The sequence below is a fragment of the Arthrobacter sp. UYEF3 genome (assembly GCF_040546245.1).
Classification (GTDB): Bacteria; Actinomycetota; Actinomycetes; order Actinomycetales; family Micrococcaceae; genus Arthrobacter.
This window is the reverse complement of record NZ_JBEPNK010000020.1, coordinates 38,396-60,255: the sequence shown is the minus strand read 5'-3', so window position 1 is coordinate 60,255 and position 21,860 is coordinate 38,396. Positions and strand designations below refer to the sequence as shown.

19 protein-coding genes are annotated in these 21,860 nt (G+C 66.9%); 15 read left to right on the top strand and 4 right to left on the bottom strand.

Annotated features, from left to right (window positions below; translation table 11 throughout):
• The first annotated feature begins 92 nt into the window (after nt 1-92).
• From thrS to pdxS, 4 genes are all read left to right on the top strand, one after another.
• On the top strand, nt 93-2,099 hold the full coding sequence (gene thrS / locus ABIB14_RS13980) for a threonine--tRNA ligase (protein ID WP_354236517.1): 2,007 nt from the start codon (nt 93-95) through the stop codon (nt 2,097-2,099).
• Between the two features lie 14 nt (nt 2,100-2,113).
• Nucleotides 2,114-2,749: an HIT family protein gene (locus ABIB14_RS13975; protein ID WP_354236516.1), complete on the top strand. Its 636-nt coding sequence runs from the start codon at nt 2,114-2,116 to the stop codon at nt 2,747-2,749.
• Nucleotides 2,739-3,377, top strand: a complete 639-nt coding sequence (gene pgsA, locus ABIB14_RS13970) for a phosphatidylinositol phosphate synthase (RefSeq protein WP_354236515.1) — start codon at nt 2,739-2,741, stop codon at nt 3,375-3,377. Before ABIB14_RS13975 ends, pgsA begins: the two co-directional genes overlap by 11 nt.
• 200 nt (nt 3,378-3,577) lie before the next feature.
• Nucleotides 3,578-4,504 carry a pyridoxal 5'-phosphate synthase lyase subunit PdxS gene (pdxS, locus tag ABIB14_RS13965; RefSeq protein ID WP_354236514.1) on the top strand — a complete coding sequence of 309 codons (927 nt, stop codon included), beginning with the start codon at nt 3,578-3,580 and terminating at the stop codon, nt 4,502-4,504.
• Nucleotides 4,505-4,643: 139 nt separating this feature from the next.
• Here the strand turns inward: pdxS and ABIB14_RS13960 are convergent, their stop codons facing one another.
• Nucleotides 4,644-6,656, bottom strand: a complete 2,013-nt coding sequence (locus tag ABIB14_RS13960; protein ID WP_354236513.1) for a M3 family metallopeptidase — start codon at nt 6,654-6,656, stop codon at nt 4,644-4,646.
• Between the two features lie 95 nt (nt 6,657-6,751).
• Between ABIB14_RS13960 and ABIB14_RS13955 the strand changes: the two genes are divergently transcribed.
• On the top strand, nt 6,752-8,035 hold the full coding sequence (locus tag ABIB14_RS13955) for a CapA family protein (RefSeq protein WP_354236511.1): 1,284 nt from the start codon (nt 6,752-6,754) through the stop codon (nt 8,033-8,035).
• A 2-nt stretch (nt 8,036-8,037) separates the two neighbouring features.
• Complete coding sequence (locus tag ABIB14_RS13950; protein ID WP_354236510.1) at nt 8,038-8,889, top strand: alpha/beta fold hydrolase; 852 nt, start codon at nt 8,038-8,040, stop codon at nt 8,887-8,889.
• 39 nt (nt 8,890-8,928) lie between these two features.
• On the opposite strand, the gene ABIB14_RS13945 is transcribed toward ABIB14_RS13950, so the two are convergent.
• Together ABIB14_RS13945 and ABIB14_RS13940 are read right to left on the bottom strand one after the other, a co-directional pair.
• On the bottom strand, nt 8,929-9,726 hold the full coding sequence (locus tag ABIB14_RS13945; RefSeq protein ID WP_354236509.1) for a type 1 glutamine amidotransferase: 798 nt from the start codon (nt 9,724-9,726) through the stop codon (nt 8,929-8,931).
• The gene (locus ABIB14_RS13940) at nt 9,723-11,027 is read right to left on the bottom strand and encodes a MurT ligase domain-containing protein (protein ID WP_354236508.1); all 1,305 of its coding nucleotides are present in this window, start codon (nt 11,025-11,027) and stop codon (nt 9,723-9,725) included. Before ABIB14_RS13940 ends, ABIB14_RS13945 begins: the two co-directional genes overlap by 4 nt.
• A gap of 91 nt (nt 11,028-11,118) precedes the next feature.
• Here ABIB14_RS13940 and pdxT point away from each other — a divergent pair, with 91 nt between their 5' ends.
• From pdxT to ABIB14_RS13895, 9 genes are all read left to right on the top strand, one after another.
• Nucleotides 11,119-11,820: a pyridoxal 5'-phosphate synthase glutaminase subunit PdxT gene (gene pdxT, locus ABIB14_RS13935; RefSeq protein ID WP_354236507.1), complete on the top strand. Its 702-nt coding sequence runs from the start codon at nt 11,119-11,121 to the stop codon at nt 11,818-11,820.
• Between the two features lie 2 nt (nt 11,821-11,822).
• Nucleotides 11,823-12,578: a YebC/PmpR family DNA-binding transcriptional regulator gene (locus tag ABIB14_RS13930; protein ID WP_354236506.1), complete on the top strand. Its 756-nt coding sequence runs from the start codon at nt 11,823-11,825 to the stop codon at nt 12,576-12,578.
• Nucleotides 12,575-13,162 (top strand): crossover junction endodeoxyribonuclease RuvC, encoded by a 588-nt coding sequence (ruvC, locus tag ABIB14_RS13925; RefSeq protein ID WP_354236505.1) that lies wholly within the window; start codon nt 12,575-12,577, stop codon nt 13,160-13,162. The genes ABIB14_RS13930 and ruvC overlap by 4 nt, the downstream gene beginning before the upstream one ends.
• A 117-nt stretch (nt 13,163-13,279) precedes the next feature.
• The gene (gene ruvA / locus ABIB14_RS13920; protein ID WP_354236504.1) at nt 13,280-13,924 is read left to right on the top strand and encodes a Holliday junction branch migration protein RuvA; all 645 of its coding nucleotides are present in this window, start codon (nt 13,280-13,282) and stop codon (nt 13,922-13,924) included.
• On the top strand, nt 13,917-15,038 hold the full coding sequence (gene ruvB, locus ABIB14_RS13915) for a Holliday junction branch migration DNA helicase RuvB (RefSeq protein WP_354236503.1): 1,122 nt from the start codon (nt 13,917-13,919) through the stop codon (nt 15,036-15,038). The genes ruvA and ruvB overlap by 8 nt, the downstream gene beginning before the upstream one ends.
• 208 nt (nt 15,039-15,246) lie before the next feature.
• The gene (gene yajC, locus ABIB14_RS13910; protein ID WP_354236502.1) at nt 15,247-15,654 is read left to right on the top strand and encodes a preprotein translocase subunit YajC; all 408 of its coding nucleotides are present in this window, start codon (nt 15,247-15,249) and stop codon (nt 15,652-15,654) included.
• A 106-nt stretch (nt 15,655-15,760) separates the two neighbouring features.
• On the top strand, nt 15,761-17,581 hold the full coding sequence (secD, locus tag ABIB14_RS13905; RefSeq protein ID WP_354236501.1) for a protein translocase subunit SecD: 1,821 nt from the start codon (nt 15,761-15,763) through the stop codon (nt 17,579-17,581).
• Nucleotides 17,582-18,589, top strand: a complete 1,008-nt coding sequence (gene secF / locus ABIB14_RS13900) for a protein translocase subunit SecF (protein WP_354236500.1) — start codon at nt 17,582-17,584, stop codon at nt 18,587-18,589.
• A gap of 233 nt (nt 18,590-18,822) precedes the next feature.
• Nucleotides 18,823-21,114: a RelA/SpoT family protein gene (locus ABIB14_RS13895; RefSeq protein ID WP_354236527.1), complete on the top strand. Its 2,292-nt coding sequence runs from the start codon at nt 18,823-18,825 to the stop codon at nt 21,112-21,114.
• Here ABIB14_RS13895 and ABIB14_RS13890 read toward each other — a convergent pair.
• Entirely contained in the window at nt 21,111-21,770 is a 660-nt protein-coding gene (locus tag ABIB14_RS13890) for a type IV toxin-antitoxin system AbiEi family antitoxin (protein ID WP_354236499.1), read from the bottom strand. The two genes, ABIB14_RS13895 and ABIB14_RS13890, sit on opposite strands and share 4 nt — an antisense overlap.
• Nucleotides 21,771-21,860 lie beyond the last annotated feature (90 nt).

Genomic DNA, 21,860 nt, shown 5'->3' with positions numbered 1-21,860 from the left:
GGCCCATCCGGAACCCGATAGCATGGACGAGGCTGGCTGTGGTCCCCGTACGCCACAAGCTACGAAGCCTAAACTTTGAATAGGAGACACCCGTGTCAGAAGCCCAGCAGATCACCCTTCTCGTCGACGGCGAAGAGACCAAGGTGACTACCGGGACAACCGGCGCGGAACTCTTTTTTGAGCGCCGCGACGTCGTTGTTGTCCGCGTCGACGGCGAACTGAAAGACCTGGACCAGCCGCTGCCCGAGGGCGCCACCATCGAAGGTGTCACCATCGGCTCCCCGGACGGTCTCAACGTACTGCGCCACTCCACCGCCCACGTCATGGCCCAGGCTGTGCAGCAGCTGCGTCCCGACGCCAAGCTCGGCATCGGCCCCTACATCACCGACGGCTTCTACTTCGACTTCGACGTCGAGGAGCCGTTCACCCCGGAAGACCTGCGCCAGCTGGAAAAGATGATGCAGAAGATCATCAACCAGAACCAGAAGTTCGTCCGCCGCGTGGTCACCGAGGACGAAGCACGCGAGGCGATGAAGAACGAGCCCTACAAGCTCGAACTGATCGGCCTCAAGGGCGCCGGGTCAGACGCCGACGGCTCCAGCGTCGAGGTGGGCGGCAACGAACTGAGCATCTATGACAACGTCGAACGCAAGGACGGCACCACCGTCTGGTGCGACCTGTGCCGCGGCCCGCACCTGCCCAACACCAAGCTGATCTCCAACGCCTTTGCACTGACCCGCTCCTCCGCGGCCTACTGGCGCGGCAGCGAAAAGAACAAGCAGCTGCAGCGCATCTACGGCACAGCGTGGCCCACCAAGGAAGCCCTCAAGGCGTACCAGGAGCGGATCGCCGAGGCCGAACGCCGCGACCACCGCAAGCTCGGCGTAGAGCTGGACCTGTTCTCCTTCCCGGATGAACTGGGCTCGGGCCTGCCGGTGTTCCATCCCAAGGGCGGCATCATCCGCAAGGCCATGGAGGACTACTCCCGCCAGCGGCACGTCGACGCCGGCTACGACTTCGTCTACACCCCGCACATCACCAAAGGCCACCTCTACGAGGTCTCCGGCCACCTGGACTGGTACCGCGAAGGCATGTTCCCGCCGATGCACATCGACGCGGAACTGAACGAGGACGGCACCGTACGCAAGCCCGGCCAGGACTACTACCTGAAGCCGATGAACTGCCCGATGCACAACCTGATCTTCCGCTCCCGCGGCCGGTCCTACCGCGAACTGCCGCTGCGGCTGTTCGAGTTCGGATCCGTCTACCGCTACGAGAAGTCCGGCGTCGTGCACGGCCTCACCCGCGTCCGCGGCATGACCCAGGATGACGCCCACATCTACTGCACCCGCGAGCAGATGAAAGATGAGCTCACCAAGACACTCAACTTTGTCCTCGCGCTGCTCAAGGATTACGGGCTGAACGACTTCTACCTCGAACTCTCCACCAAGGACCCGGAGAAGTCTGTGGGGGCGGACGATGTCTGGGAGGAAGCCACCCGGACCCTCGCGGAAGTCGCCCAGGAATCCGGCCTGGAACTGGTCCCGGATCCGGGCGGAGCCGCGTTCTACGGACCGAAGATTTCCGTGCAGGCCCGCGACGCCATCGGCCGGACCTGGCAGATGTCCACCATCCAGCTGGACTTCAACCTGCCCGAGCGGTTCGAACTCGAATACCAGGCCGCCGACGGCACCCGCCAGCGCCCCGTCATGATCCACCGCGCCCTCTTCGGCTCGATCGAACGCTTCATGGGCGTCCTGACCGAACACTACGCCGGGGCCTTCCCGGCCTGGCTGGCCCCGGTGCAGGTGGTCGGCATACCGGTAGCCGAAGCCTTCAACGACTACATGTTCGACGTCGTCGACCAGCTCAAGGGGGAGGGCATCCGTGCCGAGGTGGACATTTCCTCGGACCGCTTCCCCAAGAAGATCCGCACGGCCAGCAAGGACAAGATCCCGTTCGTGCTGATCGCCGGCGGGGACGACGCCGAGGCCGGCGCCGTGTCCTTCCGGTTCCGTGATGGCAGCCAGGACAACGGTGTGCCCGTGGCCGAAGCCGTCCGGCGGATCGTCGACGCCGTCCGCAACCGGACCAGCTAGCGGGGGAGCAGCACGTGCAGGAGACCACAGGCGCTTTCCAAGGCCACCCGGGCGACGACGAAGTAACGGACGACTTTGTCCTGGCCGGGGTGCCGGACGCCTTCCAGCGCCTGTGGACTCCGCACCGCATGGCATACATCAAGGGCGGCCAGCACCAGTTCAAGAACAAGGACGACTGCCCCTTCTGCGTCGCGCCAGAGCGCACCGACGAGGATGCCCTGATCGTCTACCGCGGCCGGTCCTGTTACGTCGTGCTCAACCTTTACCCGTATAACCCGGGCCACCTATTGATCTGCCCGTACCGGCATATTCCGGACTACACCGACCTGACCGTCAATGAAACCGCGGAGTTCGCCGAACTGACCCAGAACGCAATGCGGGTGCTGCGGAAGGTCGCCAACCCCAGCGGCTTCAACCTGGGCATGAACCAGGGAGTGACAGGCGGGGCCGGCGTCGCGGGTCACCTGCACCAGCACGTGGTGCCGCGCTGGGGCGGGGACGGCAACTTCTTCCCGATCATCGCGCAGACGAAGGCGGTCACCCAGACCCTCGGCGAAGTCCGCGAGCAGGTCGCCGAGGCGTGGCCCCAGGGTAACGGTGCCGGGGAGAACGACGGGCAGATGCCTTCCGGGACGACGGATGCTGAATAAGCACGCGCGTGGCTTCTTTACCGCCCTGTTCTCGCCGCTGGCGCGCTGGCTGCTGCGGATGGGTGTCTCGCCGGACGCGGTCACGATCGTCGGTACCGCCGGTGTGGTGGTCGGCGCCCTCGTGCTCTACCCGCTGGGCCAGCTTTGGTGGGGGACGCTGTTCATCACTGCCTTCATCTTCTCCGACGTCATCGACGGCATCATGGCCCGGATGCAGGAACGCAGCGGAGCCTGGGGCAACTTCCTGGACTCCACCCTGGACCGTGTCGCGGACGGGGCGCTCTTTGCGGGCGTCGCCATCTGGTTTTTCACCGGCGGCACCGACGCCCCGATCGCCATCGCCGCCGTCGTCTGCCTCGTGCTGGGCATGGTCGTGTCCTACGCGCGGGCCAAAGCCGAAGCGCTCGGCTACCACGCAAACGTGGGCGTTGCGGAGCGGGCGGAACGTCTGGTGTCGGTCCTGGTGGTCACCGGCTTCACCGGGCTCGGACTGCCTACAGTGGTCCTGTTCGCAACCCTCTGCCTGCTCGGCCTGGCCAGCTTCGTGACGGTGGTGCAGCGCATCTCCGCCGTGCACCGCCAGTCCATCGAAGAGACCAAGGGCACGGCCACCGAACAAGCCGCCTGAGGGTGGCCTCGGGTTCCCGTCCCTGCACACCATCCGGGTGCCGTAACCGGATTCAGCCCGGCCGCGGAGGGGGACTAGTATTAGCCTTACCGGCCAATGGTTCCCGGTAATCCGGTGTGTGCGAGCCGGTGTATGCGAGATTGTCATCCGCGTGCCGTCCGCGCCCCGGCGAGATCATCTATCTACCCATAGGGGTTTTTGTGTCTACACCTGATGTAAGCAGCGAAGCCGGCGCGTCCGCCAAGAACGTTACGGGCAGCAGCCGCGTCAAGCGCGGCATGGCGGAGATGCTCAAAGGCGGCGTCATCATGGACGTCGTCAACGTCGAGCAGGCCCGCATCGCCGAAGACGCCGGTGCCGTGGCCGTGATGGCGCTGGAACGCGTTCCCGCCGACATCCGCGCCCAGGGCGGCGTGTCCCGCATGTCCGACCCGGACATGATCGATGCGATCATCGACGCCGTTTCCGTGCCGGTCATGGCGAAGGCCCGGATCGGCCACTTCGTCGAGGCCCAGATCCTGCAGTCCCTCGGCGTGGACTACATCGACGAGTCCGAGGTCCTCACCCCTGCGGATTACGCCAACCACATCGACAAGTGGAACTTCACCGTTCCCTTCGTCTGCGGCGCCACGAACCTCGGCGAAGCCCTCCGCCGCATCAACGAGGGCGCGGCCATGATCCGTTCCAAGGGTGAAGCCGGTACCGGGGACGTCTCCAACGCCACCACCCACATGCGCCAGATCCGCGCCGAAATCCTCAAGCTGGCCGCCCTTCCCGAGGACGAACTGTACGTCGCCGCCAAGGAACTCCAGGCCCCGTACGAACTGGTCAAGGAAGTTGCCGGCACCGGCAAGCTCCCGGTGGTGCTCTTCACCGCCGGCGGGATCGCCACCCCGGCCGACGCCGCGATGATGATGCAGCTCGGCGCCGACGGTGTCTTCGTCGGCTCCGGCATCTTCAAGTCCGGCAACCCGGCCCAGCGCGCGGCCGCCGTCGTGAAGGCGACCACCTTCTTCGACGACCCGGACGTCATCGCGAAGGCCTCCCGCGGACTGGGCGAAGCCATGGTGGGCATCAACGTCGACGAGATCCCGCAGCCGCACCGCCTCGCCGAGCGCGGCTGGTAGTTGAACTCAGGCATTAACCACGACGGCGGCCGGCCACCTTCCAAAGGTGACCGGCCGCCGTCGTCGTTTCCCCGTCCGTTGCTCCGTAACTGCCCCTACGAGGCTGCAAAACGGCGGTTACGGAGCAGCCGGCGCAGGCTCACTCCAGGCCGCGGCGCTTGAGCAACGGCTCGAGCCTGGCGTCACGGCCGCGGAAAGCGCGGAAGGACGCAAGCGGGTCGCGGCTGTTGCCGCGGGAAAGCAGTTCGGCCCGGAAAAAGTCGCCGTTCGCCCGTCTCAGGCCGCCGTTCTCCTTGAACCATTCCACGGTTTCGGCGTCGAGGACCTCACTCCAGATGTAGGAGTAGTAGCCCGCCGCATACCAGCCGCCCGCGAAGATGTGCTGGAAGTAGCCCGTCCGGTACCGCGGCGGAATCAGGCTGTGCGCCACCCCGGCCGCGGCCAGGGCTTTTGCCTCGAACGCCAGCACGTCGTCCGGGATGTCGGTGCCGTCCAGCACGTGCCACGCGACGTCCAGCAACGCCGCACCAAGGTACTCGGTGGTGCCGAAGCCCTCGCCCCAGAGCGCGGCCTCGTTGAGTTTGTCCACCGACTCCTGCGGCAGCGGCTCACCGGTGGCGTGGTGCCGGGCGTAATTGGCGAGCACCTCCGGCCACAGGATCCACATTTCGTTCACCTGCGAGGGGTACTCGACGAAGTCGCGCGGCACTGAGGTACCGGCGAACCGCGGGTAGGTGACCGAGGAAAAGAGGCCGTGCAGGGCGTGGCCGAACTCGTGGAACGTAGTCCGCAGCTCGTCCAGCGTCAGCAGGGTCGGCTCGCCGGCCGGCGGCTTGGAAATGTTGAGGTTGTTGATCACCACGGGCCGGGCGTTGAACAGGCCGGACTGATCCACCAGCGAGTTCATCCAGGCACCGCCCCGCTTCGAGTCCCGGGTGTAGTAATCGCCCAGGAACAGTCCCAGACCGGTACCGTCGGAGTTCTTCACCTCCCAGACCCGAACATCCGGGTGGTAGCCGGCAAGGTCGGTCCGCTCGTGGAAAGTGATTCCGTAGAGGGCGTTGGCGGCAAAGAAGACGCCGTCCTGCAGCACCCGGTCGAGTTCGAAGTACGGCCGGAGGGCCTGTTCGTCCACGGAGTACCGTTCACGCTTAACCCGGGCCGAATAATAGGCCCAGTCCCACGCCTCCAATGGGTGTCCCGCGACCTCCGCGAGGGTGTCCGCTTCGACGTCGGCATTCCGGACGGCCGCCGGAGCCAGACGGTTCAGCATGGCCTGCACTGCCTCGAAATCCGGGGCCGTCTGCTGGTCCACGCTGAGTTCGGCGAAGTTGGCGAAGCCGAGCAGCCCCGCCTTCTCGGCGCGGAGCCGCACCATGTCCCTGACCAAATCCAGCACCTCGAGGCTGCCGCCGGCACTCCCGCGGCCGATCGACGCTTCGTAGAGCCTGCGCCGCACCTCGCGGTTCTCCAGCGCGGCCAGCGCGGGCTGGTTACTGGGTTGGATGAGGGTGAGCAGGAATTTTCCCTCGTACCCGGCGGTCCGCGCTGCTTCGGCGGCGCTGGCGACGTCGTCCGCGGGAAGCCCGGCGAGCTGCGCGGCGTCGTCGAGGAGCAGAGAGGCAGACTTCATGCCTTCCTTGACGCGCTGGCCGAATTCGGTGCCGCGGCTGGACAATTCGGCGTTGATTGCCTTGAGCCGCTCCTGGCCCGCTCGGTCGAGCCGGATGCCGGACTGGCGGAATTCTTTGAGGTATTCCTGCACGAGTCGGCCGGATTCGGCGTCGAGCCGGTCGGTGTTGATGGCGGCGAAGCGCTCAAACAGTCCCCGGTTCAGGTAGACGGCGTCCTGATGGGCCGAGAAGGCAGGGGAGAGACGGGTCTCCAGCTCGCGGATCGGCTCCGAGGCGTCCGCGGACACCAGCGTAAAGAACGGCGCCGACGCCCGCTGCAGCAGCTGGCCGGAACGCTCCATCGCCAACGCCGTGTTCTCGAAGGTCGCCAGCTCCGGGTCCGCCACGATGGCCTGGATCTCAGCCAGATGTTCGGCCAGGCCTGCCTCCACTGCTTCGGAGTAATGCCGGACCCCGATGTCCGCGAAGGGCGGCAGCCCGTAGGGCAGGGTGCTGGGGCTCAAGAGAGGATTGATCATGAAATAACTCTTTCATGTACGGCCGGTGTTCTCAATGAAGCGCTCATAATCAATCGCTAAGCGTGTTGTGCTTCGCGCCATCGTACGATGACCGCATGCGAATCATCAGCTCCGTGCTGCCCGGCCGGCTCCTTGCCGGCTCAGCCGCAGTAATCCTGGCGGCGTCCCTGGCGTCCCTGGCGTCCCTGGCGTCCTGTGGCCTTGTCGCCCGCCCCGACGCCGCCGCGTCGGGGCCCGCTCCGGCCGGAACTTCGGAGGCCAATCCGACTCCTTCGCAGCCGCCGGCAACGCCGACTCCCACCCCAACGCCGACCCCGACGCCCGGGAAGGGCCCGGCCTGCGCGGCCGTCCGTTGCGCCGCCGTGCTGGTCACCGGCGACATGTTGGTGCACGCCCAGCTCTGGGAGCAGGCCCGCGCGGACGCCCTCGCTACCGGCGCCAAGGGCCTGGACTTCGGACCGCTGCTGGAGGGGCAGCGCAAATACATCGAAAAGAGCGACCTCGCCATCTGCCACCAGGAAACGCCGGTGGCCGGAGCCACCGGGCCGTTCTCCGCCTACCCGTCGTTCAACGTCCCGCCGCAGATCATCACGGCCGCGCAGCGGGTTGGCTACCAGGCCTGCACCACCGCCAGCAACCACACCATCGACCTCGGCACCGCCGGGCTGGTCCGCACGCTGGACGCCCTCGACGCCGCCGGGCTGCAGCACACCGGCTCCTACCGCAGCGAAGCCGACTCCCGGGGCGTCCTGATCCTGCAGACCCCCGCCGCGAAAATCGCCGTGATCGAGGGAGCATACGGGCTGAACGGGCAGACGCCGGAGCAAGCCTGGCAGGTGGACATGCTCGATCCCGCCGCGATGATCGCCAAGGCACGGCAGGCGAGGGCCCTGGGAGCAGACATCGTCCTGGGCGTCATGCACGCCGGCGACGAGTACTCAAGCGCGCCAAACACCGAGCAGCAAACCGTCGCGCATGCCCTGGTGGACAGCGGCCAGTTCACCATGATCTACGGCCACCATACCCACTCGGTGCTCCCGATCGAACAATATAACGGCACCTGGATTGTCTACGGACTGGGCAACGGGATCACCGAACTCTCGCCCGCCTACGTGGTGAACAACGAGGGCCTGCTGGTCCGCGCGCAGTTCAGCCAGGACGCCGCGGGCAAGTGGTCCTCCTCAGACCTTGCCTGGGCGCCGTCCGTCATAGTGCGCGCTCCCTACCGCTGGTGCTCGGTGGCCTCCGATGCCCCGCAGGGTTCCTGTGCCGGGGCCGCCGCGGATGCGGCCACCCGGCTACGGACCAAAACCGTCGTCGAATCACTGGGCGCCGCCACGGCGGGCGCTCACGAACTGCTCATCACCAAGGAGCCATAGCCATGGATACATTGAGGGAACGACGGCGGAGCGTCCCGGTGCGCGGTGCCACACTGGCCGTGTTCGAGTTCGGCCGGCAGCCCGGTCCCGGCGTGCCGACGCTGCTGCTGGTGCACGGTTATCCCGACGACCACCGGGTGTTCCTGCGCTCCATCGAGGAACTCGCCACGACGCACCATCTGGTGGCCTACGACACGCGCAACGCCGGCGCGTCCGCCGTCGTCGGAAGCCCCGGCGACTTCACCCTGGGAACACTGGTGGACGACGTGTTTGCCGTCCTGGCCGACGTCGGCGCCGCCGGGGTCCATCTGGTGGGGCACGACTGGGGATCGATCCAGGGCTGGGCCGCCGTGCAGGACCCGCGTGCCGCCGGGCTGATCGGCCGGTACACGAGCGTCTCCGGCCCGGACCTGCGCCACTTCTCACACTGGATCCGCTCACGGTCCCGGAACCCGCGGGCCTGGCGGCAGCTGGCCGGGCAGTTGCTGCGCAGCTGGTACATCGGCGCCTTCCTGCTCCCGGTGCTGCCGGAAGCCGCCTGGCGGCTGGTCCTCACCCGGCGCTACGAAAAGCTCGCCAAACGCGACGTCGGGAACGACCCGGTCCGCGGGCTGGCACTCTACCGGAGCAACATCCTCGCGGCCCGGAACTGGCCGGCCGCCGCGCACGTGACGATACCGGTGCAGGTGGTGGTGCCGGCCCGGGATCCCTTCCTGTCCCCGGATCTGGTGGAGGGGCTCGACGCCTGGGTGGACAGGCTGACTGTGGTGCGTGTGGACAGCGGCCACTGGTGGCCGGCGACGCGGCCCGCAGAGTTCGTGCAGCTGCTCCGAAACAGCGGGGCCGCGGATTGACACGGCGCCGCTGCCCTCGATCAGGCGCGGGCCCGGGCGTCAGCGGGGCCTGCGGGCTGCGTGGTCCCGGGCCAAGACGGCGTAGGAGTCGTCCGGGGTGCCGGGTGTGAAGCTGCTGTACTTGCGCTCCACGGCGGTCTTGATCAGGAAGTCCGCCAGCGCCGGGTTCTTGGGCAGCAGCGAACCGTGCAGGTAGCTTGCCACGACGTTGCGGTAGCGGGCGCCTTCCTGGCCGTCACTGCTGTTGTTGCCGGTGCCCTTGGCCGTGGTTCCCAGCGGTGCGACGCCCGGGCCCAGCGTGGTCTGGCCGCTGTGGTTTTCGTAACCCAGGACGGTGCCGAACTCCGGGGAGGAGACCGAGACGTTGCCGATCAGCCGCTCATCCGTCCCGTGGGTCTCCACATCCAGGACCCCGATGCCGGGGATCACCGAGCCGGTCCTGGTCTTGAAGAACTTGCCGAACAGCTGGTACAGCCCGCAGATCACCAGCATGGGCGTGCCGGCCTCGGCCAGCTCCTTGAGAATGGTTTCCCGGGACAGCAGGTCATCCTGGATCACGAGCTGGCCGCTGTCCTGGCCGCCGCCGCCCACCACGAGGTCGACGTTGGCCGGGAAATCATCGCCGACGTTGTACTCGAGCAGTTCCGGGGTGTAGCCGTGCCAGCGCAGCCGCTGGGCCAGGACCAGGGCGTTGCCCCAGTCGCCGTAGATGTTCATGTCGCGCGGGTAGAGCTGCAGCACGCGGATGGTGCCGTCGCCGGTGGCGGCGGAGTTCTCCCCCGGCAGTTCATGCCCGAAGGAGAGCCCGTGCGGGCTGCCGGGGGAGCCGGGGGTCATGAGACCACCTCCACTGTGGTGATTTTGGACAGCTCGCGGCGGATCGCCAGCATGGCTGTGTAGGTGCAGAAAATGCGCTTCGGCTTGCCCGTAGCGCCGCGGATGAAGGCGGCCAGGGCCGGGGTGATCTCCGGGTCGACGGCGCCGATCGCGACGTCGTCGTACTGCAGCCGCAACGCCATGTCATAGGCGCGGGAGCCGGTGAGCTGGTCCACGCCGCCGTCACGGAGGGTGTCGAATTCGACGTCCCACAGCCAGGACATGTCCCGGCCGTCGGCGTAGTTGTCGTTGATCGCGATCATGGTGGCGTAGCCGGCGGCGGGAAAGGACTTCAGGCCCAGCCGGAAGCCGCTGGGGTTCTTGACCAGGACGAGCTCGAGCGGCAGGCCGTCGACGACGAGGCTCTCGCCCCGGCCGAACGCGGGCGCCACGTTGGCGAGGGCCTTCAGCAGTCCGGCCTGGTCGGTGGCCTGGCCCCGGGCAGCTGAGACCGCCCGGGCCAGGGTCAGCGCCGCCGCCGCATTAAAGATGTTGTACACGCCGCGAAGTTTCATGCCGGTGGTGACCGTGGCGCCGTCGTACTCAAAGCCGGCGTCGTCGGCGCCCACCCGGCGGAGGACGACGTCGGCCGGCGGCCTGGCGGGAGCCGGCGGCGCCGGGCTGCCCGGAGCGGCCCGCATTTCGTCGTCGTTGGGAAAGGTGCTCAGCAGTGAATCGTCGAGGCCGAAGTAGCGGACATCGGGGCCGCCCGGCGTTACTGACTCAAGCGTGCCGGCGATGCGCGCGACGCGCGGATCTTCACGGTTCAGGACCACTGTCCCGGTGGTCTTGGCGGCGATGTGCTGCAGCAGTTCGGCGGTCTTGTCGATCTCGCCGAAGCGGTCCAGCTGGTCGCGGAGGACGTTCAGCAGCAGGCAGTAACGCGGCGGGACCTGGTTGACGAAGTGCACGGCGTGGGCCTCGTCCAGCTCCAGGACGGCGACGTCGGCGTCGAGCCGGCCGCGCCAATCCACCTCACCGAGCAGCGCAGCGGCGACGCCGCGGGTGAAGTTGCTGCCGGTGCGGTTGGTGAAGACTTTCAGGCCCTGGCTTTCGAGCAGTTCGACCACCATCTTGGTGGTGGTGGTCTTGCCGTTCGTGCCGCTGACGACGGCGACGCCCAGCGGCAGCGTGGACAGCGTCCGCCGCATGAAGCCGGGGTCGATTTTTTCGACCACCAGGCCGGGCAGGGCAGAGCCTCCGCCCCGGAGCCGGGAGACCCGGCGGACGAGCTTGCCGAGCGGAACGCTGATGTAGAGCATGCCTTGTAATATATCCCAGTGGCCGCGGGGAACCGGGCCCGCAGCCACGCCCCGGTGCGGTTCCGGGAAAGCCGCGCACTATGCTGGCAGGATGACCACCCCCCTTTCCCTGTCTGGCTCCCGCGTGGGGTCCGGCCTCCGGATCGGCGTCCTGGCTCTCCAGGGCGACTTCCGTGAACACCTGCACGTCGTGGAATCAGCCGGGGCCGTCGGCGTCGGCGTCCGCCGCCCCGCCGAGCTGGACGGCCTTGACGGCCTCATCATTCCCGGCGGTGAATCGACCACCATCGACAAGCTCGCAAGGGCCTTCGAACTCCGGGATCCGCTGCGCGAACGCATCCAGGCCGGGCTGCCCGTCTACGGTTCCTGCGCCGGCATGATCCTGCTGGCCGACGACATCGCTGACCCCGCCACGGATCTTGCCGGCAACCCGCAGCAGACCTTCGGCGGCCTCGACATCACGGTGCGGCGCAACGCTTTCGGCCGGCAGCGCGAATCGTTCGAGACTGATCTCGAATTCAAGGGGCTCCAGTTCAGCGCCGGCGACGGCGGCGCGGCCCCGGTGCACGCAGTGTTCATCCGCGGGCCGTGGGTGGAACGCGTCGGCGCCTGCGTCGAAGTCCTGGCGCAGGTGGAACCGTCCAAGGCGGGCCACCCGGAATCCCTCGACGGCACCGCTAGAATTGTTGCTGTGCGTTCCGGCAAGCTGCTGGCCACCTCTTTCCACCCGGAAGTTACGGGCGAGAAGCGCGTGCATGAATTGTTTATTCGAATGATCAGAGGAGAAGCGTAAGCATGTCAGGCCACTCCAAATGGGCGACGACCAAGCACAAGAAGGCTATCCTGGACAGCCGCCGGGCCAAGTCGTTCGCCAAGCTGATCAAGAACATCGAAGTCGCCGCGCGGATGGGCGGCCCCGACCTCGCCGGCAACCCGGGCCTGGAACTTGCCGTGACCAAGGCCAAAAAGACCTCGGTCCCCGCAGATAACATCGACCGCGCCATCAAGCGCGGCGCCGGCCTCACCGGCGAGGTCGTGGACTACACCGAGATCATGTACGAGTGCCGCGGTCCGCAGGGCTCGGCGCTGCTCATCGAGTGCCTGACGGACAACAAGAACCGCGCGGCCTCCGAGGTCCGGCTCGCCATTTCCCGCAACGGCGGCAGCATCGCCGACCCCGGATCGGTCAGCTATCTCTTCTCCCGCAAGGGCGTCGTCTCGCTGCCGAAGAACGGCCTGAGCGAGGACGACGTGCTGATGGCGGTCCTCGACGCCGGTGCCGAGGAAGTCAAGGACCACGGCGACAGCTTCGAGATCCATTCCGAACCGACCGACCTGCAGGCCATCCGCGCTGCGCTCAAGGAAGCCGGGATCGATTACGACACCGACGAGGCCGAGTTTGTTCCCTCCATGCAGGTGCCGCTGGACCTCGATGCCGCCAAGAAGTTCATGAAGCTCGTGGACGCCCTGGAAGAGCTCGACGACGTGCAGAACGTCTACAGCAACGCAGACCTCAGCGACGAAGTGCAGGCCGCACTGGAAGCAGAGTGACCCTTCGCGTCCTCGGCGTCGATCCGGGCCTCACCCGCTGCGGGATCGGCGTCGTGGACGTCGAGAAAAACCGGCGCGCCACCATGGTGGCGTTCGGCGTCGTCGGTACCTCCCCGGACGAGAGTCTCGACCAGCGGCTGCTCGTCATTGCCACCTCGATCGATGACTGGCTGGACAAGTACCAGCCGCATGTCCTCGCCGTTGAACGGGTCTTTTCGCAGCTCAACGTCAGCACTGTGATGGGCGTGGCCCAGGCCTCCGGCGTCGTGATTGCCGCCGCAGCGCGCCGCGGCATCCCGGTTGCGCTGCATACCCCCTCGGAGGTCAAGGCCGCCGTGACCGGCAGCGGTACCTCCAACAAGGACGCCGTCACCAAGTTAGTCACCAAGATTCTCCGGCTTGACGCCCCTCCGCGGCCCGCCGACGCCGCCGACGCGCTGGCGCTGGCCATCACGCATGCCTGGCGGGCCGGCACCGGTAACTCCAACGGGGGCGCAGCCACCACGGGACCCGGCAGCCAGTCCCTCACCCCCGCCCAGCGCGCCTGGGCTGACGCGGAGGCAAAAGCGCGCCGTGCGCGTTGAATGTCCGACTTTGTCAGCGAACAACTTGGTAAGGTATTCGTAGATATGTTCGGATAGCCGGTACGTGCCGGCTCGCCGATGCGAAACGTGCATCGGCTGTACACCAGGAGCCAGGCCTTGATCAGTTTTCTTCGCGGAACCGTTGCGCACGTCGGCCTGTCCTCGGCGGTGATCGACCTCAACGGTGCCGGCATGAGCGTCAACGCCACGCCCCAGACCCTCAGCGGGCTCCGCGTCGGAGACGAGGGCAAGCTGTTCACCTCCCTGATCGTGCGGGAAGACTCGCTGACGCTTTTCGGTTTCGGCAGCGACGATGAACGCGAGGTGTTCGATGTGCTGCTGAGCGTCAGCGGCGTCGGACCGCGCCTGGCGCTGGCCGTCCTTGCCGTTCACGAACCCGAGGCGATCCGGGTCGCCGCGCACTCCGGCGACGGCAAGGCCTTTACCAAGGTGCCCGGCATCGGCCCCAAGGTCGCGGGCCGGATTGTGCTGGAACTGGCTGGCAAGCTGGTCCCGCACGGCACTCCGGGCAGATCCGTTCCGGCCGTGTCCGCCGAAGCCGTCTGGAAGCCGCAGGTGGTGGCCGCAATGATGAGCCTGGGCTGGTCCGAGAAGGATGCCACATCAAGCATTGACAAGTCGCTGGCCGATTCCCCGGAGCTCGCCGAGCAGGGCAACGTCGCGGAGATCCTTCGCGCCACGCTGCGCTGGCTGGGCCAGGACGGCGCCCGCGCCGGGAACCGGGTAGGCGCCCGTGGCTGAGCCCACCCTCGTCGGCGGGGGAGAGGAACCGGAGGAGCGAGTTATCGAGGCCGCCCTCCGGCCGAAGAACCTGCACGATTTCGTCGGCCAGCACCGGGTCCGCAAACAACTTTCGCTCGTCCTGGAGGCCTCCCGGATGCGTGGCCGCAGCGCCGACCACGTGTTGCTGTCCGGCCCGCCCGGGCTCGGCAAAACCACCCTGTCCATGATCATCGCCGCCGAGATGAACGCCCCGTTGCGGATCAGTAGCGGCCCGGCCATCCAGCACGCCGGTGACCTGGCGGCGATCCTGTCCTCGCTCTCCGAGGGCGAGGTCCTGTTCCTCGATGAGATCCACCGGATGTCCCGGCCGGCGGAGGAAATGCTTTACATGGCCATGGAGGACTTCCGCGTCGACATCGTCGTCGGCAAAGGCGCCGGCGCCACTGCGATCCCGCTGGAGTTGCCGCCGTTCACCCTGGTCGGCGCCACCACCCGCGCCGGGCTGCTGCCCGGGCCGCTGCGGGACAGGTTCGGTTTCACCGGCCACCTCGAGTTCTACTCCGTGGAGGAGCTCGAGCTCGTGCTCCGTCGTTCGGCCGGGCTGCTGGACCTGAAGGTGAACTCGGCCGGCTTCAGCGAGGTCGCGGGCCGGTCCCGGGGCACCCCCCGCATCGCGAACCGGCTGTTGCGGCGCGTCCGGGACTGGGCGCTGGTGCACGGGGTGGAGCAGATCGACGCGCGCGCGGCCTCGGCCGCCCTGGACATGTACGAGGTGGACAAGCGCGGCCTGGACCGGCTGGACCGCGCGGTGCTGGAGGCACTGATCACCAAGTTCGGCGGCGGCCCGGTGGGCCTTTCCACGCTGGCCATCGCCGTCGGCGAAGAAACTGAAACAGTGGAAACCGTCGCCGAACCCTACCTGGTCCGGGAGGGCCTGCTGGGCAGGACGCCGCGCGGGCGGATCGCGCTGGCGCCGGCCTGGACCCACCTTGGCTTCGCGGTGCCCGCCGGTGCGTTCGGACAGGACCCGCTGGACCTGTTCCCGGCGGGGGACGCCGGCGTGGAACCGGCCGGATTCGGTGAAGATGCCGTCGCAGAAATTGAGCCCGAATGGATCCGGAAGGGTCAATAGCACCCGGCCATGACCTTTTCCCTTTAGACTGGAATTACGCTCGGCACGTTCGGGCCTTTGTTTCCGTGCGCGGCTACCGCTAGGCCGCCGTTGGCCAAGCATGGTTCCCTGCCGGAAATCCTGCCAGGTTCCACACAGCCCCGGAGCGAAGCGGACGTTGCTCTGAAACCAGCTTGTAAGTACAGAACGGAACTTTCCCTTGGATCCAATGACAATTCTCCTGTTCGTCATGCTCGCCGTGTTCGTCTTCATGATGTTCCGACGTAACAAGAAGACGCAGCAGCAGCAGGCCCAGCTCCAGTCGAAGTTCGGCCCCGGCGTTGAGGTCATGACTAGCTTCGGCCTGTTCGGCCGCATCGTCGAGATCGACGACGCCGAGAACAAGGTCCTTCTGGAAATCTCCCCGGGCAACACCGCCACCGTGCACCGCCAGTCCGTCACCAAGATCGTCGAGCCGGCGGTGGCAGTCGAGGAGCCGACTGTTGTTCCCGATGACGCTTCCTCGCTGACCTTTGACAAGGCGGACAGCGCCGCTACGGTCGCCGAAGCGCCGCACAACGAAACGGCTGACGAAACCCTGCGCCGCTTGAACGATGAAGGCAAGAAAGACAGCTAGTCTGCCCTCTGAGCTATCCCGCAAAGCTACGGTGCGCGGGCATCCGCCGGTGCACGCCCGTCAGGGCGCACCGGCGGTTCTTCCGTAACCAATAGAAAGATCGACAATGGCACGAACTGGCCCTAAAAACTCAGCCCGCAGGGTGCTGGTCTGGCTTGGCGTGACGCTCGCCGTCCTGACCGCCGTCCTGGCCGGTGGCATCATGACCGGGCATGCGAGCTGGGCTCCGAAGCTGGCCCTGGACCTTGAAGGCGGCACCCAGATGATCCTGGCGCCGAAGGTGGCGGGCGGCTCGGGCATCAACGAAGAGCAGCTCAACCAGGCCGTGGCGATCATCCGCCAGCGCGTGGACGGCTCCGGCGTCGCCGAGGCCGAGATCAGCACGCAGTCCGGCCGCAACGTAGTGGTCAGCCTTCCGGGCACTCCGTCCAAGGAAACCCGCGCGCTGATCCAGGCGTCCGCCGACATGAACTTCCGCCCGGTCATCCAGGCCGGCGCCGGCGCAGCGGTCCCCGTTGAGGCCCGGACCCCGGTCGACAAGCTGCCCCAGCCGACCGCCGCGCCCGCGAACAGCAGCGACCAGAACTGGGTGACGGCGGACGTCTACAAGAAGTTCGAGGCCCTCGACTGCGTCAACCCGGCCCAGGACAAGCAGGAGCGCTCCGATCCGGCCAAGCCGCTGGTCACCTGCGAGCCCGCGGCCGCCGGCAAACCTGCCATCAAGTACATCCTGGGACCGGTCGAGGTCAAGGGATCGAACATCACCACGTCCTCGTTCCAGCTGCAGCGCGGCGCGCAGGGTGCGGTCACCAACCAGTGGGCCGTCGACATCCAGTTTGACGCCGAAGGCACGACCAAGTTCAAGACGATCACCGAGCGGCTGAACCAGTTCTACGTTGCTGCCGGCGGCGAGACCGGGTCGGATCCGAAGTCCCAGTTCGCCATTGTCCTGGACGACCAGGTCATTTCGGCCCCGCGTGCCCAGGCAGTCATCACCGATGGCCGCCCGCAGATCACGGGCGGCTTCACTGAGCAGTCCGCCAAGGCCCTCTCCGACCAGTTGCGCTTCGGTGCGTTGCCGATCAGCTTCGAGATCCAAAGCGAACAGCAGATTTCGGCCACCCTCGGCGGAGAACAGCTCCGGATGGGCATGCTCGCCGGTCTGATCGGGCTGCTGCTGGTCGTGGTCTACTCGCTCTTCCAGTACCGGGCCCTGGGGTTCGTGACCGTCGCGTCGCTCGTCGTCGCCGGTGCGCTCACGTACCTGGCCATCGCAATTTTGGGCTGGACGGAGAACTACCGCCTTTCGCTGGCCGGTGTGGCCGGCATCATTGTGGCGATCGGCCAGACGGCTGACTCCTTCATCGTGTACTTCGAACGCATCCGTGACGAACTCCGGGAAGGACGCGGCCTGGTCTCGGCCGTGGAGAACGGCTGGAAACGCGCCAAGCGCACCGTCCTGGCCTCCAAGGCCGTCAACCTGCTGGCAGCGCTGGTGCTGTACTTCGTGGCTGTGGGCAACGTCCGCGGCTTCGCCTTCACCCTGGGCCTGACCGCAATCGCCGACCTGATCGTCGTCTTTATGTTTACCCACCCGACCCTGCAGGTCCTGGCCCGCACCAAGTTCTTCGGCGAAGGCCACAAGTTCTCGGGCCTCGATCCGAAGCGCCTCGGTGCTGTGCCCCTGTACCGGGGCGCCGGCCGGATCCGTACGCCGCAGGACAAGCCGGTTCCCACGCCGCGCGCCAAGAACACCGGTGCCGTGGCCGAAGCTGAACGCCGGATGACGATTGCAGAACGACGCCTCGCGGAAAAGCGGGAGCAAGCTAAACCTGGACAACCAGCACAACAAGGTCATCAAGGTCAACAAGGTCAACAAGGACAGCTTGCCGGTTCCCCCAAGAGCACGTCCAAGGAGGGCAAGTAAATGGCCAGTTTCGCTACGTTCGGTAATGAGCTTTACACGGGCAAGCGCTCGTACGACTTCGTCGATTCCAAGAAGATCTGGTTCCTGGTCGCCGTGGTTGCCGTCGTGCTGTCCATCCTCCTGCCGATCGCCAAGGGTGGCTTCAACCTCGGCATCGAGTTCCGCGGCGGGTCCGAGTTCACCGTGTCCAACGTCAAGGACAGGGACCCGGGCCTCGGCGAGAAGGCCGTGCAGGATGTTGTGGCCGGCAGTCAGCCGCGCGTCGCCAACGTTGCCGGCAACACCATGCGCATCCAGACTGACAAGCTTAGCGACGACGAGACGCTACGGATCAAGGACGGCCTCACCAAGGCCTACGGCGTGACGGACAACGAGGTCACCTCGACCTTCGTGGGGCCGACGTGGGGCGCGGACGTGACCAAGCAGGCGCTGCTCGGTCTGCTGATCTTCGTGGCCCTCGCAGCGGTCCTGATGGCGCTCTACTTCCGGACCTGGAAGATGTCAGTCTCGGCGCTGGCCGGCATGCTGGTGACGATGTTCATCACGGCCGGCGTCTACTCGCTCAGCGATTTCGAGGTGACGCCGTCGGCCATCATCGGCTTCCTGACGGTGCTCAGTTACTCGCTCTACGACACCGTGGTGGTCTTCGACAAGATCCGCGAAAATACGTCCGATCTGCAGGCGTCCACCCGGCGCACATTCGGTGAAGAGGTCAATCTTGCCGTCAACCAGACCCTGGTTCGCTCCATCAACACCATGATGGTGGCCATCCTGCCGGTGGGCGCCATCCTGTTCATCGGGGCCGGGCTGCTGGGCGCGGGAACCCTGCGCGACCTCTCGCTGGCGCTGTTCGTGGGGATCCTGATCGGCACGGCGGCGACTATCTTCATTGCCGCCCCGTTGTACGCAGCCTTGCGTCAGCGCGAGCCGGATTTGGTCAAACAGGCCCGACGTGTGCAGCAACGCCGCGCCGAAAACACTGCCAAGGCGGCCCCGGCCACCGCCTAGCCGAGATCCGCCCGACGGGCCGGAGACCGTCCCCGCGACGGTCTCCGGCCCGTCGCCGTTGGACGCCGGTTATCGAAGTCTCCCGGCGGGGAATAGAATTGAACAATTAACGGGTTGTGAGGGGTGCTTCATTGGAAGAACGTTCGACACCGGCGCCTGCGGTTCCGGCGGATACGGCCGCCGCCCAGGGGTCGCAGACCGGTCTGGTAGCGCCCGGACGCCCGGACGCGGCCGTGCCCGTGGACAACTCCGGAACGCGTCCGACCTTCCCCGGACGCCGCGAACGCACACGCTCACGTCTGGCCCGGCTGACCGGCCGCGGCACGCCCGCCTATTCCCCGATCCTCGAGCCGCTCCTGCGCACTGTGCGCGCCAACAACCCGAAGGACGACTTCGAGCTTATCCAGCGTGCGTTTGTAGTGGCGGAGCGCTGCCACCGCGGACAAAAACGCAAGAGTGGCGACCCGTACATTACCCACCCGGTGGCGGTAGCGACGATCCTGGCCGAGCTGGGATTGAGCGGGTCGACGCTGGCCGCCGCCCTGCTGCATGACACCGTCGAGGACACCTCGTACACGCTAGAGGACCTGAAAGGCGAGTTCGGGCCGGAAGTGGCGATGCTGGTGGACGGGGTCACCAAGCTGGACAAGGTCAGTTTCGGCGAGGCCGCCCAGTCCGAAACCGTGCGCAAGATGGTTGTGGCCATGGCCAAGGACATCCGTGTGCTCATGATCAAGCTTGCCGACCGGTTGCACAACGCCCGCACGTGGCGCTTCGTCTCCGCTGAATCCTCGGCGCGCAAGGCGCGCGAAACCCTGGAGATCTTCGCGCCGCTGGCGCACCGCCTCGGCATGAACACCATCAAGTGGGAACTGGAGGACCTGTCCTTCGCCGCGTTGTACCCCAAGGTCTACGAGGAAATCGTGCGGATGGTGGGGGACCGGACCCCGGAGCGGGAAAAGAACCTTGGCGTCATCCGCAACCAGATCACCGAGGACCTGCGTCTGGCGAAGATCAAGGCCACGATCACCGGCCGGCCCAAGCATTACTACTCGATCTACCAGAAGATGATCGTCCGCGATAAGGACTTCGACGACATCAACGACCTGATGGGCGTCCGCGTCCTGGTCGACTCGGTGCGGGACTGCTACGCGGCGCTGGGGGCCATGCACTCGCGCTGGAACCCGCTTCCCGGCCGGTTCAAAGATTACATCGCGATGCCCAAGTTCAACATGTACCAGTCGCTGCATACCACCGTGATTGGCCCCGGCGGCAAACCCGTGGAGATCCAGATCCGGACCCACGAGATGCACCGGCGGGCCGAATATGGCGTCGCGGCGCACTGGAAGTACAAGGACCAGCCGAACCGGGCGGCGGCCGGCCCGGGCAGTCCGCGCGACGGGGACATGGGCTGGCTCCGATCGCTCGTCGACTGGCAGCAGGAAACGTCCGATCCTGGCGAGTTCCTCGACTCCCTGCGCTTCGAGATCAACGCCCGCGAGGTGTTTGTCTTCACGCCAAAGGGCGAGGTCATGGCTCTTCCGGCCGGATCGACGCCGGTGGACTTCGCCTACGCGGTCCACACCGAGGTGGGGCACCGGACCATCGGCGCCCGGGTCAACGGCAAACTCGTTCCGCTGAACAGCGAACTGAACCACGGCGACTGGGTGGAGATCTTCACGTCCAAAGCCGAGGGCGCCGGCCCCAGCCAGGACTGGCAGCACTTCGTCAAGAGCGCCCGTGCCCGCAACAAGATCCGGCAGTGGTTCAGCAAGGAACGCCGCGAAGAGGCAATCGACCGGGGGAAGGACCTGCTCACCAAGGCCATGCGCAAGCAGAACCTTCCGCTTCAGCGCCTGATGACCCACGACGCCCTCGCCGCGATTGCTGAGGATTTCAAGTACGCGGACATCTCGGGGCTGTACGCGGGGGTAGGCGACGGCCACACCTCGGCCCAGTCCGTGATGGAACGGCTCGTCGTGAGCCTCGGGGGCAACGACACTCCCGAGGACGACCTCACCGAGGTCTCGATCCCCGCCCAGGTGAGCAAGACCCGGTACTCCGACTCCGGCGTCGTGGTCCGCGGCGTCGGCGACGTCTGGGTCAAATTGGCACGCTGCTGCACACCGGTGCCGCCTGACCCGATCCTGGGCTTCGTTACCCGCGGCTCGGGCGTCTCGGTGCACCGGACCGACTGTACGAACGTGTCCGGCCTGATGGACCAGCCAGACCGGATCGTTGAGGTGGAGTGGGCGCCGACGCAGTCGAGCGTGTTCCTGGTGGAAATTCAGGTCGAAGCGCTGGACCGCAAGTCGCTGCTCTCCGACGTCACCCGGATCTTGTCCGAGAACCACGTCAACATCCTGGCCGCGAGCGTGCATACCTCCACCGACCGGGTGGCGATCTCCAAGTTCGCCTTCGAGATGGGCGATCCGAAATACCTAAGCCACGTGCTGAGCGCCGTACGGCGCATCGACGGCGTGTTCGACGTCTACCGCACCACGGGGAACCGCCGCCGCAGTTAGGCGCCGGGACCGACGTCGCCGCGCTCCTCCGCAAGCAGGCTGGCCAGCTTGGCCAGGGCTGCCTTCTTATGCGGTAGTCGTGGGGTCGCTTCCACCGCCCGGACCAGCAGCCGCAGCCGCACGTTCAGGGCGGGTGCGGCCAGGAAGGCGCCCAGCGCGGGCAGCGCGCGTTCGGGCTCCACGTGCAGGGCGATGTCCACCGCTGTCCTCAGCGGGCTGGACACCATGAGCCCGCCGAGGCTCACGACGTCGAAAGGCCCCAGCCGCACCTCATGGAAACTGCAGCCACGGGTGGCCCGGAGGCTCGATACCCGGCGGCTGGCGTCGACCAGCAGGGCGATGCGGTCCGGTTCGCCGGCGCAGCCGTAGATCCAGGCCGCCGTCATCCGCCCCGCGACCACCCTTTGCCTGATGGGCGGCGGAATGGCGCAAGCCGTCGCCCGCGCGCGCAGCTGCGGGGTGGAGGCGGCGCCTGGCGGCAGGTACCCGCGCTGGGAGAGCCGCGTCAGCACGCCGTCGGCCGCCATGGCCTGCAGTTCCGCCCAGGAGAATGGCATGCCGGGGAAGTAGAGCACCGGCGGCGCTGCGCCGGTCGGGTGGCAGGCCGCCGGACTGGAAGGGTGACCGGAGACGGGGTAGCCGGGCTGGATGACCATGCTGCCATCGTGACGCTTTCCCCGGAGCACGGAAAAGGCCCCGCACCGGTCATGTGGATAACCGGGCGGGGCCTGTTCTGGCCGGTGACG

Excerpts from the sequence above, each read along its gene's own strand:
- ABIB14_RS13940 (WP_354236508.1), bottom strand. The coding sequence starts at position 11,027 with ATGCTCTACATCAGCGTTCCGCTCGGCAAGCTCGTCCGCCGGGTCTCC.
- pdxT (WP_354236507.1), top strand. The coding sequence starts at position 11,119 with ATGACCACCCCCCTTTCCCTGTCTGGCTCCCGCGTGGGGTCCGGCCTC.
- ABIB14_RS13950 (WP_354236510.1), top strand. The coding sequence starts at position 8,038 with ATGGATACATTGAGGGAACGACGGCGGAGCGTCCCGGTGCGCGGTGCC.
- ABIB14_RS13960 (WP_354236513.1), bottom strand. The coding sequence starts at position 6,656 with ATGATCAATCCTCTCTTGAGCCCCAGCACCCTGCCCTACGGGCTGCCG.
- pgsA (WP_354236515.1), top strand. The coding sequence starts at position 2,739 with ATGCTGAATAAGCACGCGCGTGGCTTCTTTACCGCCCTGTTCTCGCCG.
- yajC (WP_354236502.1), top strand. The coding sequence starts at position 15,247 with ATGACAATTCTCCTGTTCGTCATGCTCGCCGTGTTCGTCTTCATGATG.
- secD (WP_354236501.1), top strand. The coding sequence starts at position 15,761 with ATGGCACGAACTGGCCCTAAAAACTCAGCCCGCAGGGTGCTGGTCTGG.
- ABIB14_RS13955 (WP_354236511.1), top strand. The coding sequence starts at position 6,752 with ATGCGAATCATCAGCTCCGTGCTGCCCGGCCGGCTCCTTGCCGGCTCA.
- secF (WP_354236500.1), top strand. The coding sequence starts at position 17,582 with ATGGCCAGTTTCGCTACGTTCGGTAATGAGCTTTACACGGGCAAGCGC.
- ABIB14_RS13945 (WP_354236509.1), bottom strand. The coding sequence starts at position 9,726 with ATGACCCCCGGCTCCCCCGGCAGCCCGCACGGGCTCTCCTTCGGGCAT.
- ABIB14_RS13890 (WP_354236499.1), bottom strand. The coding sequence starts at position 21,770 with ATGGTCATCCAGCCCGGCTACCCCGTCTCCGGTCACCCTTCCAGTCCG.
- ABIB14_RS13930 (WP_354236506.1), top strand. The coding sequence starts at position 11,823 with ATGTCAGGCCACTCCAAATGGGCGACGACCAAGCACAAGAAGGCTATC.